The 12,824-nt window shown below is 69.7% G+C and carries 18 protein-coding genes; 5 read left to right on the top strand and 13 right to left on the bottom strand.

What is annotated here, in order from left to right:
* Positions 1 to 79: 79 nt before the first annotated feature.
* From gluQRS to egtD, 5 genes are all read left to right on the top strand, one after another.
* Positions 80 to 925, top strand: coding sequence for a tRNA glutamyl-Q(34) synthetase GluQRS (gluQRS, locus tag FHY02_RS07840; protein ID WP_183921219.1), 846 nt, complete (start codon positions 80 to 82; stop codon positions 923 to 925).
* Complete coding sequence (locus tag FHY02_RS07835) at positions 922 to 1,155, top strand: twin transmembrane helix small protein (RefSeq protein WP_183921218.1); 234 nt, start codon at positions 922 to 924, stop codon at positions 1,153 to 1,155. Before gluQRS ends, FHY02_RS07835 begins: the two co-directional genes overlap by 4 nt.
* A 9-nt stretch (positions 1,156 to 1,164) precedes the next feature.
* Complete coding sequence (locus FHY02_RS07830; protein WP_183921217.1) at positions 1,165 to 1,722, top strand: cob(I)yrinic acid a,c-diamide adenosyltransferase; 558 nt, start codon at positions 1,165 to 1,167, stop codon at positions 1,720 to 1,722.
* Between the two features lie 69 nt (positions 1,723 to 1,791).
* Positions 1,792 to 3,051 (top strand): ergothioneine biosynthesis protein EgtB, encoded by a 1,260-nt coding sequence (gene egtB / locus FHY02_RS07825; RefSeq protein WP_183921216.1) that lies wholly within the window; start codon positions 1,792 to 1,794, stop codon positions 3,049 to 3,051.
* 1 nt (position 3,052) lies between these two features.
* Positions 3,053 to 4,030: an L-histidine N(alpha)-methyltransferase gene (gene egtD, locus FHY02_RS07820; RefSeq protein ID WP_183921215.1), complete on the top strand. Its 978-nt coding sequence runs from the start codon at positions 3,053 to 3,055 to the stop codon at positions 4,028 to 4,030.
* A gap of 131 nt (positions 4,031 to 4,161) precedes the next feature.
* Here egtD and pnp read toward each other — a convergent pair whose 3' ends face one another.
* The 13 genes from pnp to FHY02_RS07755 all read right to left on the bottom strand — a co-directional run bounded on the left by pnp (position 4,162) and on the right by FHY02_RS07755 (position 12,823).
* Positions 4,162 to 6,513: a polyribonucleotide nucleotidyltransferase gene (gene pnp / locus FHY02_RS07815; protein WP_183921214.1), complete on the bottom strand. Its 2,352-nt coding sequence runs from the start codon at positions 6,511 to 6,513 to the stop codon at positions 4,162 to 4,164.
* Positions 6,514 to 6,717: 204 nt separating this feature from the next.
* Positions 6,718 to 6,987, bottom strand: coding sequence for a 30S ribosomal protein S15 (gene rpsO / locus FHY02_RS07810; RefSeq protein WP_132910206.1), 270 nt, complete (start codon positions 6,985 to 6,987; stop codon positions 6,718 to 6,720).
* 25 nt (positions 6,988 to 7,012) lie between these two features.
* Positions 7,013 to 8,032, bottom strand: a complete 1,020-nt coding sequence (gene truB, locus FHY02_RS07805; protein ID WP_183921213.1) for a tRNA pseudouridine(55) synthase TruB — start codon at positions 8,030 to 8,032, stop codon at positions 7,013 to 7,015.
* 4 nt (positions 8,033 to 8,036) lie between these two features.
* Positions 8,037 to 8,729, bottom strand: coding sequence for a site-2 protease family protein (locus FHY02_RS07800; RefSeq protein ID WP_183921212.1), 693 nt, complete (start codon positions 8,727 to 8,729; stop codon positions 8,037 to 8,039).
* 33 nt (positions 8,730 to 8,762) lie between these two features.
* Positions 8,763 to 9,533, bottom strand: coding sequence for a hypothetical protein (locus tag FHY02_RS07795; protein ID WP_183921211.1), 771 nt, complete (start codon positions 9,531 to 9,533; stop codon positions 8,763 to 8,765).
* Positions 9,530 to 9,748: a helix-turn-helix transcriptional regulator gene (locus tag FHY02_RS07790; protein WP_183921210.1), complete on the bottom strand. Its 219-nt coding sequence runs from the start codon at positions 9,746 to 9,748 to the stop codon at positions 9,530 to 9,532. The genes FHY02_RS07795 and FHY02_RS07790 overlap by 4 nt, the downstream gene beginning before the upstream one ends.
* Positions 9,748 to 10,263: a DUF2975 domain-containing protein gene (locus tag FHY02_RS07785; protein ID WP_183921209.1), complete on the bottom strand. Its 516-nt coding sequence runs from the start codon at positions 10,261 to 10,263 to the stop codon at positions 9,748 to 9,750. The genes FHY02_RS07790 and FHY02_RS07785 overlap by 1 nt, the downstream gene beginning before the upstream one ends.
* Before the next feature lie 49 nt (positions 10,264 to 10,312).
* Positions 10,313 to 10,747 carry a VOC family protein gene (locus tag FHY02_RS07780; protein WP_183921504.1) on the bottom strand — a complete coding sequence of 145 codons (435 nt, stop codon included), beginning with the start codon at positions 10,745 to 10,747 and terminating at the stop codon, positions 10,313 to 10,315.
* Positions 10,748 to 10,767: 20 nt separating this feature from the next.
* Positions 10,768 to 11,349: a thymidine kinase gene (locus tag FHY02_RS07775; protein WP_183921208.1), complete on the bottom strand. Its 582-nt coding sequence runs from the start codon at positions 11,347 to 11,349 to the stop codon at positions 10,768 to 10,770.
* A 106-nt stretch (positions 11,350 to 11,455) separates the two neighbouring features.
* Complete coding sequence (locus tag FHY02_RS07770; protein WP_183921207.1) at positions 11,456 to 11,626, bottom strand: hypothetical protein; 171 nt, start codon at positions 11,624 to 11,626, stop codon at positions 11,456 to 11,458.
* A gap of 112 nt (positions 11,627 to 11,738) precedes the next feature.
* The gene (locus tag FHY02_RS07765; protein WP_183921206.1) at positions 11,739 to 12,014 is read right to left on the bottom strand and encodes an AbrB/MazE/SpoVT family DNA-binding domain-containing protein; all 276 of its coding nucleotides are present in this window, start codon (positions 12,012 to 12,014) and stop codon (positions 11,739 to 11,741) included.
* A gap of 31 nt (positions 12,015 to 12,045) precedes the next feature.
* Entirely contained in the window at positions 12,046 to 12,450 is a 405-nt protein-coding gene (gene rbfA / locus FHY02_RS07760; protein ID WP_183921205.1) for a 30S ribosome-binding factor RbfA, read from the bottom strand.
* Entirely contained in the window at positions 12,437 to 12,823 is a 387-nt protein-coding gene (locus FHY02_RS07755) for a glyoxalase superfamily protein (RefSeq protein ID WP_183921204.1), read from the bottom strand. Before FHY02_RS07755 ends, rbfA begins: the two co-directional genes overlap by 14 nt.
* Position 12,824 lies beyond the last annotated feature (1 nt).

Here is a 12,824-nt window from a genome sequence, read left to right as displayed (position 1 = left end):
GTGGGCTTCGGCCCGCCCCTTTTCGTATCTGGTCGCGGCGCCCTTGCGCGGCCACGTGCCGCCGCGCACATCGCGCCGGATGGATCCGGTGGTCACCCGCTTCGCGCCCTCGCCGACGGGATGGCTGCATCTCGGCCACGCCTATTCGGCGATCCGGGCGCACGATCACGCGCGGGCGCGCGGCGGACGCTTCCTGCTCCGCATCGAGGACATCGACGGCACCCGCAGCCGTCCCGAGCATGTCGCCGCGATCCTCGCCGATCTCGCCTGGCTCGGGCTGACGTGGGACGGGGAGGTGGCCCACCAGTCGCGGCGGCTGGATCGCTACGCCGCCGCGCTGGAGCGGCTGCGCGCGATGGGGCTGCTGTATCCCTGTTTCTGCACTAGAGCCGAGATCGCCGAGGCGATGGGCGCGCCCCACGGCGCGACACCGCTCTATCCGGGCACCTGCCGCGCTATCCCCACGCCCGACCTGTCGCGCCCGCATGCCTGGCGGCTCGACATGGCCGCGGCGGTCGCACGCGCCGGTGCGCTGGAGTGGAGCGACGCCGGTCGCGTGGTTCAGGCCGACCCGCTGGCGCAGGGGGACGTGGTGCTCGCGCGCAAGGACGCGCCCGCCAGCTACCATCTCGCGGTCACCGTCGACGACGCCGCGCAGGGTGTCACCGATGTCGTGCGCGGCGTCGACCTGTTCGCGGCGACGCACGTCCACCGCCTGCTCCAGGCGCTGCTCGAGCTGCCGGTGCCGCGCTGGCACCATCACGCGCTGCTGACCGGCGCGGATGGCGAGCGGCTCGCCAAGCGCCACGGGGCGCCAGCGCTCGCGGTGCTGCGCGAGCGTGGCGAGGACGGGCGCGCGCTGGCCGAGCGGTTGCGCGCGGGCGACTTCCCAAAGCCCTCCGCAATCCCTACCTTCGACACATGAACACCTTCCTCGTGATCCTGCTGGTGGCGGCGATGATCGCCACCGTGGTCGCTCTGGTGCGCGGCATCGTCTCCTTCCTCCAGGAAGCGTCCGCCGACGCGCGCGGCGAAAGCGGCGGCCCGACGGCGGCGCAGCTCAAGAGCAACCGCATGATGCAGCAGCGCATCCTGTTCCAGGCGCTGGCGGTGCTGGTCGTCGTCGTGCTGCTCTTCGCGGCTGGCCGCACCTGATCCGGTAAGGTGGTCAAGCTAAATCGCATCTACACCCGCACCGGCGACGCGGGCACGACCGGGCTGGTCGACGGCAGCCGCGTGCGCAAGGACGACGCGCGCATGGCCGCGATCGGCGACGTCGACGAGGCCAACAGCGCGATCGGCGTCGCCGCCGAGACGCTCGCCGACGTCGGTCATGTCGCGGCGCTGCGTCGCGTTCAGAACGATCTGTTTGACCTGGGCGCCGACCTCGCCACGCCGGGCGACGACTTCACGCCGTCCGAGATGGTGCTGCGGGTGGTGCCGGCACAGGTGGAGCGGCTCGAGCACGAGATCGACTCGCTCAACGCCGATCTGCCGCCGCTGACCAGCTTCGTGCTCCCGGGCGGGGCGGCCGCGGCGCTCCATCTCGCGCGCGCGATCGTGCGCCGGGCCGAGCGCAGTGCCGTCGCGCTGTCGCCGCACGCCAACCCCGCCGCTGTCATGTATCTGAACCGCTTGTCCGATTTCCTGTTCGTCCTGTGCCGCGCCGTGAACAAAACGGCGGGTGGCGACGTTTTGTGGGTCGCGGGGGCCAATCGTTAACCTAGGATAAGGCGCCGGCGAGCGTCGCGCGGGCGTGGGGTCGGGCGCGGCGGGTTGGGAGACGATCCGATGGCAGCGCTGCCTGATCTGAAGACCGGCGAGTCGTCGCTGGGCGACCGCTACCGCGGTGTCCGTGCGCTGAGCGAGGCACTGGTGGCGCCGCTCTCGGACGCCGACGCGACCGGCCAGTCGATGGACGATGCCAGCCCGGCCAAATGGCACCTCGCGCATACCACCTGGTTCTTCGAGACGTTCGTGCTGCGCGACCATGTCGCCGGCTATCAGCGCCACGACGAGCGCTTCCCCTTTCTGTTCAACAGCTATTACGAGGCCGAGGGACGCCGCCACGCGCGCGCGCGGCGCGGCATGATCACGCGCCCGACGCTCGACGAGGTGCGCGGCTATCGCGCGACGGTCGACGCCGCCCTGATCGACGCGCTCCCCAGCCTGCCGGAGGCGGCGCGCGAGCTGGTCGTGCTCGGCTGTCACCATGAGGAGCAGCATCAGGAACTGCTCGTCACCGACATGCTCCATCTCTTCGGCGAGAACCCGCTCGAGCCCGCGATCTGGTCGGCGGCGCGCAAGGTGCCGGTGGCGATGCCGGGCCCGATCGGCTGGATCGAGCGCGGCGAGAGCGTCGTCGAGGTCGGCCATGCCGGCGAGGGGTTCGCCTTCGACTGCGAGGGGCCGCGACATCGCGCTTTGCTCGCGCCGCATGCGCTCGCCGATCGCACGGTGACCAACGGCGAGTGGGCCGCCTTCATCGCCGACGGCGGGTATGCGACGCCGCGCTGGTGGCTCGCCGACGGCTGGGCCTGGGTGCAGCGCGAGGGCGTCGGCGCGCCGCTCTACTGGGAACAGCGCGACGGCGTGTGGACCCGCTTCGGTCTCGACGGTCGCCGCGCGATCGACCCCGCCGCGCCGGTCACGCACGTCAGCTTCTACGAGGCCGACGCCTATGCCAGCTGGGCGGGGGCGCGGCTGCCGACCGAGTTCGAGTGGGAGGCCGCGGCCGCTGGCCATGACCCCGCCGGCGGCAACCAGCTCGATCGCGCCGGCGCGGTCGAGCCGCGCCCTGCGAGCGACGGTCCTGCCTTCTTCGGCGACGTGTGGGAGTGGACCGGCTCGGCCTATCGCCCGTACCCCGGCTTCCGCCCGGTCGAGGGCGCGGTCGGCGAGTATAATGGCAAGTTCATGAGCGGGCAGTTCGTCCTGCGCGGCGGCAGCTGCGCCACGCCGCGCGGCCATGCGCGCGCCAGCTACCGCAACTTCTTCTACCCCCATCAGCGCTGGCAATTCACCGGCGTTCGTCTCGCGAAGGACCTCTGACATGCTCAAGCCCGAGATCGACGACGGCCAGGCCAGCCTCGCCGATCCCCAGTTCCGCGCCGACGTGCTCGCCGGGCTCACACGCCGCCCGCGTGCGATCCCCGCGCGCTGGTTCTACGATCATCGTGGCTCGCAGCTGTTCGAGCAGATCACCGAGCTGCCCGAATATTACCCGACCCGCACCGAGACGGCGCTGCTCCACGACCTCTGCCCAGAGCTGCGCCAGCTCGCCGGACGGGGGCGTGCGGTGGTCGAGTTCGGCTCGGGCTCGTCGACCAAGACGCCGGTGGTGCTGCGCTGCGTCGAGCCCGCCGCTTATGTGCCGATCGACATCTCGGGCGACTTCCTGCGCGAGTCGGCACAGGCGCTGGCGCAGGCCTGCCCCGGTCTACCGGTGCTGCCGTTCGAGGGCGATTTCACGCGCCCGCTGACGTTGCCCGCGCAGGTCGCCGATCTGCCCAAGCTCGGCTTCTTCCCGGGCTCGACCATCGGCAATCTGATCCCGCTCGCCGCGGTCGACCTGCTGCGCGCCATGCGCGCCTCGCTGGGCGAGGGGGCGATGCTGCTGATCGGCATGGACCGGATCAAGCGGCCCGACGTTCTGCTACCCGCCTATGACGACGCGCAGGGCGTCACCGCGGCGTTCAACCTCAACCTGCTCGAGCGGATCAACCGCGAGCTTGAGGGGACGATCCCGCTCGACGCTTTCCGCCATGGCGCGGTGTGGAACGACGATCGCGCGCGCGTGGAGATGCACCTGGAGGCGCGTCGTGACGTGTCGTTCGAGGTGGACGGGCGCGCGTTCGACATCGCCGAGGGCGAGACGATTCACACCGAGAACAGCCACAAGTACGGCGAGCGCGACGCGCGAATCCTGCTCCGCAGCGGCGGCTGGACCCCGGTGCGCGAATGGACCGACGACAAGGACCTGTTCGCGGTGATCCTCGCCGAGGCGCAGCCCGAGCGGCCCGCGCCCTGACGCAGAGCATCGCGGGACGCTGATACGAGAACGGCCCCGGCATCGCTGCCGGGGCCGTTCGCATTGATGAGGTGGCTTTCGCGGCGTCCAAGGAGATCTTGCTCCTGCGTCCGCAGGAGCACGGCGCTCACTCAGTCGCGGTCGCCGGTCAGGAAGGCCGGGGCGAACGCGGGCGCATCGCCCTCGTCGCCGCCTTCCTTGGCGCCGCCCTCGGCGCGCTCGCGGCGCGGGCCACGGCCCTCGCGGCGCGGACCGCGGTCACCGCCGCGATCGCCGCCACGGTCACCGCCGCGACCACCGTCGCGCCCGCCGCCCTCGCGGCGCGGGCCGCGATCGCTGCGCTCGCCGCGCGGCTCGCGCGCGGGACGGGTGTCCTCCAGCTCAGCGCCGGTCTCCTGGTCGACGACGCGCATCGACAGGCGGACCTTGCCGCGCGGGTCGATCTCGAGGACCTTGACCTTCACTTCCTGGCCCTCGGTGACGACGTCACCCGGCTTCTCGACGCGCTCGTTCTTCATCTCGGAGACGTGGACGAGACCGTCCTTGCCGCCCATGAAGTTCACGAAGGCGCCGAAGTCGACGATGTTGACGACCTTGCCGTTGTAGATCTTGCCGACCTCGGCTTCCTCGACGATGCCCTTGATCCAGTTCATCGCCGCCTCGATCTGCGCGCCGTCCGACGAGCTGATCTTGATCACGCCCTCGTCGTCGATGTCGACCTTGGCGCCGGTGGTGGCGACGATCTCGCGGATCACCTTGCCGCCGGTGCCGATCACGTCGCGGATCTTCGACTTGTCGATCTGCATCGTCTCGATCCGCGGCGCGTGCGCCGACAGCTCGGTGCGGGTCTCACCCAGCGCCTTGTTCATCTCGGCGAGGATGTGCGCGCGGCCGTCCTTGGCCTGCGCCAGCGCGACCTTCATGATCTCCTCGGTGATACCGGCGATCTTGATGTCCATCTGAAGGCTGGTGATGCCCTCGGACGTGCCCGCCACCTTGAAGTCCATGTCGCCGAGGTGATCCTCGTCGCCGAGGATGTCGCTGAGGACCGCGAAGTCCTTGCCCTCGAGGATGAGGCCCATCGCGATGCCCGAGACCGGACGCTTGAGCGGCACGCCCGCGTCCATCAGCGCCAGGCTGCCACCGCATACCGTCGCCATCGACGACGAGCCGTTGCTCTCCGTGATGTCGCTGGTGACGCGGATCGTATAGGGGAACTCCTCCTTGGTCGGCAGCACCGGGTGCAGCGCGCGCCACGCCAGCTTGCCATGGCCGATCTCGCGACGACCCGGCGCGCCGAAGCGGCCCACTTCACCGACCGAATAGGGCGGGAAGTTATAATGCAGCATGAAATGCTGGTACGACAGGCCGTTGAGCCCGTCGATCATCTGCTCGGCGTCGCGTGTGCCCAGCGTCGTGGTGGCGATCGTCTGGGTCTCGCCGCGGGTGAACAGCGCCGAGCCGTGCGCGCGCGGCAGGAAGTGGACCTCCGCGGCGATCGGGCGCACCGTCTTGGTGTCGCGCCCGTCGATGCGGCGGCCGCTCTTGAGGATCGCGCCGCGGACGATATCGGCCTCGAGCTTCTTCACCAGTTTCAGCGTGCCCAGATACTGCGCCGGGTCGCTCTCCTTGAGGTCGGCGAAGGCCTCGCGCGCCTTGGTGCGCGCGGCGTTGAGCGCGTTCTGACGCGCCTGCTTGTCGGTCAGCTTGTAGGCCGCCTCGACGTCCTTGCCGATCGCCTTCTTCAGCTTGGCCATGGTCGCCGACTTGTCGTCGACCGGAGCGAGCTCCCACGGGTCCTTGGCCGACTGCTCGGCGAGGTCGATGATCGCGTTGATCACCTGCTGCGACGCCTTGTGCGCGAACATGACCGCGCCCAGCATCACCTCTTCCGACAGCTCCTTGGCCTCGGACTCGACCATCATCACCGCGTCGTGCGTGGCGGCGACGACCAGGTCGAGCTCGCCCTCGGCGACCTCGCCGTCGGTCGGGTTAAGCTGATACTCGCCGTCCTTGTAGCCGACGCGCGCGCAGCCGATCGGGCCCATGAAGGGCACGCCCGAGATCGTCAGCGCCGCCGAGGCCGCCACCATCGCGACGATGTCGGGCTCGTTCTCGCCGTCATACGAGAGCACCTGCGCGATGCAGTTGATCTCGTTGTAGAAGCCTTCGGGGAACAGCGGGCGGATCGGGCGGTCGATGAGGCGGCTGATCAGCGTCTCGCGCTCGGTCGCGCCGCGCTCGCGCTTGAAGAAGCCGCCGGGGATGCGGCCGCTGGCGGAGAATTTCTCCTGATAGTGGACGGTGAGCGGGAAGAAGTCCTGCCCCTCCTTGACCGTCTTGGCAGCGGTCACCGCGCACAGCACGACCGTCTCGCCGAGCGTCGCGATCACGGCGCCGTCGGCCTGACGCGCGACGCGGCCGGTCTCCAGGGTCAGCGTCTTGCCGCCCCACTGGATTTCCACCTTCTTGGTATCGAACATATCATTTCCTTCACTCCCCGGTGCGGATCACCGAGGGGCCTGCGAGTGGGCCAGTAGCGGCCCAGGGAAGGGCGGACCTTATTGTCCGTCCTCCCGCGCCGGCTCCAGCGGACCGGCCGGGCGCTCCCGCGCCCCTGCTTGCTGGATCCCGGATCGAAGTCCGGGATGACAAAAGGGGCGGACCTTGCGGGCCGCCCCTTTGTGTCACTTGCGAAGACCGAGCTTCGCGATGAGGGCGACGTAGCGGTCGCCGTCCTTCTTGCGGAGATAGTCGAGCAGCGAGCGCCGCTTGTTGACCATCATCAGCAGGCCGCGGCGGGAGTGGTTGTCCTTGGCGTGGCCCTTGAAGTGCTCGGTCAGATTCTTGATCCGCTCGGTCAGGATCGCGACCTGGACCTCGACCGACCCGGTGTCGCCATCGGCGCGGGCGTGATCCTTGATGACTTCCTGGCGGCGTTCAGCGGTGATCGTCATTTATCTTCCTAGCGACATCGGTACGTTACAGGTTGAAGCCACGGACGACGCGGGCGAGCCCGCTTTCCACCTCGACCAGCGCGACAGGTGTCTCACCCAGCAGCGCGAAAGCCTGGCCGTCGTCGGCGGCGATCCCGGCCAGCACTCGCCCCTGACGGAGCGCCCCTGCCTGGTCGGGAGTGAGCGAGAGAGCCGGGATGTCGTCCAGCCCCGCGCCCAGCGGCAGAAGGGAGTGTTCAAGACCGCGCGCCTTAGCGAGTTCGTCGAGTTTGTCCAGCGATATCGCCTCGGCGAGCGTGAACGGGCCGGCCTTGGTGCGGCGCAGATAGGTGACGTGGCCGACCGTGCCGAGCGCCAGCGCGATGTCGCGGGCGAGGCTGCGGATGTAGGTGCCTTTGGAGACGTAGGCGGTGAGGGTGACGTGGTCGAGCCGGATAAGATACTCCCCGGCACGGGGAGGGGGACCGCTCGCCGAAGGCGAGGGGTGGAGGGGGCTCGCCGCCAGCGAGTCGCTCGTGGCCGCCCCCCCTCCACCATCGCTACGCGATGATCCCCCTCCCCGTGCGGGGAAGGATTTGCATACCGCCAGCCCATGCACCGTCACGCCGCGCGTCGCGAGCACCACCTCCTCGCCCGCGCGCGCCAGGTCATAGGCGCGCGCGCCGTCCACCTTGAGCGCCGAATAGGCCGGCGGCACCTGCGCGATCGGCCCGGTGAAGCGCGGCAGCACCGCCTCCAGCCCCGCCAGCGTCGGCCGCACGTCGCTCGTCGCGATCACCTTCCCCTCGGCGTCGAGCGTGTCGGTCTGCTCGCCGAAGCGGATCGTGAAGTCATAGACCTTGTCGCCGTCGAGCATCCGCCCGGCGAGTTTGGTCGCCTCGCCGATCGCGATCGGCAGCACGCCGGTGGCGAGCGGGTCGAGCGTGCCGCCGTGCCCTACCTTAAGCTTGGGCGCGCCCGCGGTGCGCAGCGCCCGCTTCACCGCGGCGACGCCCTGCGTCGACCCCAGCCCGAGCGGCTTGTCGAGGATCAGCCAGCCGTGCACGCGCTCAACCCGCGATCGACTGGGCGAGGCCGAGATACCATTCGGTCAGCGCCTGCGCCGGCGGCGCCACCAGCCGCTGGACGATGTTGGCGCCGGGCACGATCGACGGCAGCACCAGCAGCAGCAGGATGAACAGCAGCAGGCCATATCTCGCGAGCTGGTCCCAGCGCTGCGCCAACCGCTCGGGCAGCAGCCCGGCGACGACGTGCCCACCGTCGAACGGCGGCAGCGGGATCAGGTTGAAGATGGCGAGAAAGACGTTGATCATCACGAAGTTGAGCAGGTTCGCCGCGACGAAGGCGGTGAGGCTGCCGGGCTGGATGCCATAGAGGCTGGGGGTGAGCGCGCCGAGCAGCACCGCGCCGACCAGCGCGAGCACGAGGTTCGACCCCGGCCCGGCGAGCGCCACCAGCATCATGTCGCGACGCGGGTGGGGCAGGCGGCGGGCGTCGACCGGGACCGGCTTGGCCCAGCCGAACACTGGCGCCTTGGCCAGCGCGAGCAGCAGCGGCAGGATCACGGTGCCGACCGGATCGACGTGGCGCAGCGGGTTGAGCGACAGCCGGCGCTGCTCGGCGGCGGTGGGGTCGCCGAGCGCGCGCGCGGCCAGCCCGTGGCTCACCTCATGGAAGACGATCGCGAGCACCAGCGGGATGATCCACACTGCCGCCCGCCAGATGATGCCGGTGGGGTCCATGACGCGCGAGATAGGCGAGGGCGCGCGCTTCGGCTAGGTGGCGGGCGCGTCGACGAGCAACGGCCGCGCTCGCCGGGCGGCGATCACCCGCGCGGCCCTTAACTGCGCCGCCGGCACCACGAGCGCCAGGATCCCGACGACCAGCGCGTCGAGCGCGAGCAGGCCCCATTGCGTAGCGGTCGTCTGGCCCACCGCCCATAGGTTGAGACGGCCGTGCAGCTGCGCGAGCGGCAGTCGCGCCGCGAGCATCAGCAGCAGCGCCCAGGGATAGAGCCACCGGGTCGCTTGCGCGGAGGCGACCGGCCCGACTCCGCCCGACCCCGCGGCGGCGTTGGCGAACCAGAGGAACAATGCCGGCTCGGCGAGCTGCAGCGCCAAGCCGGTCGTCACCCGGAGCGGCAGTACCGCTCCCGCCCCGACGCCCAGCGCGGCCGCGATCGCGGGGGCGTGGATGATGATCGCGGCGGGAATGAGCTCAAGCGCCATGACCCACAGATAGTGCCGGCGCATCGCCTCCGCGGCGGGACGGAGCGGCGCCTCGCCCGCGAGCAGCCGGCGCGTCGCGGCGAAGGCGACGAGGCTGAGCGCGATCATCTTGGGCCAGCCGAGTGCGAGCCGCAGCGGATGATCTGCCGCGGCGGCGTGGACCGCGCGATCGGGCGAGAAGAATCCGACCCGCAACTCGACCGCGTGCTGCGCGAGCTCCAGCCCGACCATCACCGCGACCAGCAGCGGCAGCGCGCGCACCAGCCGCGCGGCGTCGCGGAACGCGCCGCCCCAGGTGCGCAGGAACAGCGCGATCATCGGACATCTCCTTCGTCATCGAACACGAGGATGTCGCCGGGCTGGCAGTCGAGCGCGTGACAGATCGCCTCCAAGGTGGAGAAGCGGATCGCCTTGGCCTTGCCAGTCTTGAGGATCGACAGGTTCGCCAACGTGATTTCCACCGACTGCGAGAGGCCGGTCAGCGTCATGCCGCGCGCCTGCAGGATCGCGTCGAGGTTGACCAGGATCGGCATCAGATCGTCATCGCCAGATCGTCGCGCATCGCCGCACCGGCTCGGAAGACGCGCGCGAGCACGAACATCATTAGCCCTGCAACCCAGCCGGTGAAGCCGGGCACCCAGGTGGCGTGGTCGACGCCGAGCCGATCGAAGCCCAGCACGAACATGCCGTCGGCCAGGTCGAGCACCTGCAGCAGCAGCAGTGCCCAGCCGATCCGCTGGAGCCGGGCGGCATTGGCGGCGACGAACGGGTCACCGGCGCGCACGCTCGACAGGATGGCGCCGAGCGCCACCAGGATCTGGCGCACCGCAACGCAGCCGATCAGTCCCAGCGCCGCCATGGTGCGGAGCATCGCGACGGTCAGGGCGATGTCGTGGCCGGGATATTTGGCGAGGAGATGCGCGCCGATCGCGTCGGCGAAGGCGAAGGAGAGCGCCACGGCGACGACGAAGCCGGCGGCGGCGAGGCTGTTCACCCATCCCGCGACGCGGACCACGCCGCTGGCGACGATCAGGACACGATCCCTCATCTGACACTCTCCTTATTGATTATCGATGTTATCGATATTCAATAAGGCGTCAAGCCTCCGGCGATGGTCGGTCGGTCTCGCGCGCGATGACCTCGACGCCTTTGAGAGGGTGTTGGCGATAGTGCGCCAGCCGCGTCTCGAGCGTGCCGAGGTGGATCTCCAGCTTGTGGCCGTCGGGATCGAGGAAATAGGTCGACGCGCCCTCGCTGCGATCAGTCTTCCAGATCACGCACTCCGCCGTCAGGCGCGCGCTAAGCGCCGCATAGTCCGCCTCTGCCACGCTGAAGGCGAGGTGGGTGTAGTCGGGGTGTGGTGCCGTGCGCGCGGCGTCGTCGTGGAGCAGGCACAGCCACAGCGTGCCCGCCTCGACATAGGCGCCGTGCGCCCAGCGCGCACGCACGGTGCACCCCAGCACGTCGCGGTAGAAGGCGAGCGAGCGCGCCACGTCGCTCACCGCCAGCGTGACATGGTTGATGCCGCTCACCCGCAGGATCGGCTCAGCGCTCACCCCTCTGCCAATGCCGCGCTGAAATGGCGCCGGCACAGCGCGACATAGCGATCGTTGCCGCCGATCTCGGTCTGGCGCCCCGCGGTGACCGGGCGTCCGCCGGCGTCGACGCGCAGGTTCATCGTCGCCTTGCGCCCGCACGCGCACACCGATTTGATCTCCTCCAGCGAGTCCGCGAGCGCGAGCAGCCGCGCCGAGCCCGCAAAGAGCTGGCCGAGGAAGTCGGTGCGCAGGCCATAGGCGAGCACGGGGACGTCCTCGACGTCGGCGAGCCAGGCGAGCTGGTCGACCTGTGAGGCGGTGAGGAACTGCGCCTCGTCCACCAGCACGCACGCCAGCGGCGCGCGCGCGTGCTCGGCCGCGACCACCGCGGCGAGGTCGGTCGCGGCGTCGAACATCGTGGCGGGCGCGGTGAGGCCGATCCGCGAGGTGATCGTGCCCGCGGCGAAGCGATCGTCCACCGCGGCGGTGAACAGCATCGTGCGCATGCCGCGCTCGCGGTAGTTGAAGTCGGCCTGGAGCAGGTTGGTCGACTTCCCCGCGTTCATGCTGGCATAGTAGAAATACAGCTTGGCCATCAGGCGAGCGTCTCGATCGCGAGCGGGGCCTCGGTGCCGGCGTGCCGGGCGAGACGGCGGTCGAAGGTGACGAAGCGTGTGGCTTCCGCCGGTACGACGAGGTGGATCATGTCGGCGAAATCGCGCCCGAACGATATCGCCCGATGGCCCAGCGTACGCCGTCCTCGTGCTCGAGCGTCACCGTCGTGGTCTCCGCGATTTGCTCGAAGAGGGTGGCGGTGGTGTTGCGCCGCATCGCGTAGCGTCGTCCGCGCAAGACCCACTCGGTCTCCAGCAAACCGTCGTGGTGATGATGACAGGCTTGTCGAAGATAGGATCGGCGGCCGCGGCCTGTACCGGATCGTCGCGCGTGATCCATCGCAGCACCACGTTCGTGTCGACCGCGGTGGTCACCAGCGCTCGGCTCGACGAGCGGCCTCCTCGGCGATCGCCTCGTCCATCTCCTCGAGCGTGACGGGCGGACCCTGATGCTGGTAGATCTCCTTGAAGCGCGCCGCCGTCTCTGATGGCGTCAGCGTCTTGACCCGACGGCGCGGCCGCAGCAGTACACCGTCGCCGGCGTCGACGACCTCGAGGTCAAGCCCCGGGGCCCAGCCCTTCAGGTCACGGATCGCCTTGGGGACGACGACCTGGCCCTTGTCCGAAAGTCGCGTGATCGCGTTCATGCCGGTAAGATGCGTCTTACCGGCGGGAGCGTCAATCGTCCTCGCCCTCGGCGGGCAGGTCGCGCGCCACCTCGGGGCGACGCAGCAGCGAGTCGATGTGACTGCCCTCGTCGAAGCTCTCGTCTGCCAGGAACTTGAGCTTGGCGGCGTATTTCGTGCGCACGCGATGCGCCACCTCGCGCTGGAGATAGGCGGTGTTGGTGCGCAGCGCCTTGAGCACCGCTTCCTCGTCGCGCCCGAGCAGTGGCTTCACGAACACGGTGGCGTGGCGCAGATCGGGCGACATCCGCACCTCGGTGATGCTGACCATGTGCGAGGCCAGCGTGTCGTCGTGGACGTCGCCGCGCTGGAGGATCTCCGACAGCACGTGACGCACCTGCTCGCCGACGCGCAGCGTGCGGACCGAGCGTTCGCCGCTCTGCTCATTCATCGTCATTACCGTCGACAGGGGTGAAGAAGGTCAGGCGGTTGTGCGACGGATCGTGCACGCCGATCTCCAGCGCGCCCCATGGCATCCGCTGCGGCTCGCCCGGACGCGCATTCTTGAACCCGCGCCCGCGCAGCGTCGAGGCATAGGCCAGGACATCGTCGCACGCGATCCGCACCGAAGCACCCGGCGCGCCGTCGCCGTAATGTTCCGACAAGTGCAGCGTACAATCCCCGGACTTGACGCTCATGTAGAGCGGCATCCCCGGCTCGAACCGATGCTCGAACACCAATTCGAAGCCGAGGAAATCCAGATAGAACGCCCGCGTCCGCGCCGCATCGAAGCTGCGCAAGACGGGGGTGACCGTACCGAGCGTCGTCATC

Source organism: Sphingomonas sp. BK069 (assembly GCF_014193405.1).
Lineage (GTDB): Bacteria > Pseudomonadota > Alphaproteobacteria > Sphingomonadales > Sphingomonadaceae > Sphingomonas.
Note: the sequence above shows the minus strand (reverse complement) of the source record. Positions and strands in the feature narration are given on the sequence as shown.

Bases quoted from the DNA above. Each gene is read 5' to 3' on its own strand.
- gluQRS (WP_183921219.1), top strand. From the start codon at position 80: ATGGATCCGGTGGTCACCCGCTTCGCGCCCTCGCCGACGGGATGGCTG.
- FHY02_RS07835 (WP_183921218.1), top strand. From the start codon at position 922: ATGAACACCTTCCTCGTGATCCTGCTGGTGGCGGCGATGATCGCCACC.
- egtB (WP_183921216.1), top strand. From the start codon at position 1,792: ATGGCAGCGCTGCCTGATCTGAAGACCGGCGAGTCGTCGCTGGGCGAC.
- egtD (WP_183921215.1), top strand. From the start codon at position 3,053: ATGCTCAAGCCCGAGATCGACGACGGCCAGGCCAGCCTCGCCGATCCC.
- pnp (WP_183921214.1), bottom strand. From the start codon at position 6,513: ATGTTCGATACCAAGAAGGTGGAAATCCAGTGGGGCGGCAAGACGCTG.
- rpsO (WP_132910206.1), bottom strand. From the start codon at position 6,987: ATGACGATCACCGCTGAACGCCGCCAGGAAGTCATCAAGGATCACGCC.
- FHY02_RS07800 (WP_183921212.1), bottom strand. From the start codon at position 8,729: ATGGACCCCACCGGCATCATCTGGCGGGCGGCAGTGTGGATCATCCCG.
- FHY02_RS07795 (WP_183921211.1), bottom strand. From the start codon at position 9,533: ATGATCGCGCTGTTCCTGCGCACCTGGGGCGGCGCGTTCCGCGACGCC.
- FHY02_RS07790 (WP_183921210.1), bottom strand. From the start codon at position 9,748: ATGCCGATCCTGGTCAACCTCGACGCGATCCTGCAGGCGCGCGGCATG.
- FHY02_RS07785 (WP_183921209.1), bottom strand. From the start codon at position 10,263: ATGAGGGATCGTGTCCTGATCGTCGCCAGCGGCGTGGTCCGCGTCGCG.
- FHY02_RS07775 (WP_183921208.1), bottom strand. From the start codon at position 11,349: ATGGCCAAGCTGTATTTCTACTATGCCAGCATGAACGCGGGGAAGTCG.
- FHY02_RS07765 (WP_183921206.1), bottom strand. From the start codon at position 12,014: ATGAACGCGATCACGCGACTTTCGGACAAGGGCCAGGTCGTCGTCCCC.
- rbfA (WP_183921205.1), bottom strand. From the start codon at position 12,450: ATGACGATGAATGAGCAGAGCGGCGAACGCTCGGTCCGCACGCTGCGC.
- FHY02_RS07755 (WP_183921204.1), bottom strand. From the start codon at position 12,823: ATGACGACGCTCGGTACGGTCACCCCCGTCTTGCGCAGCTTCGATGCG.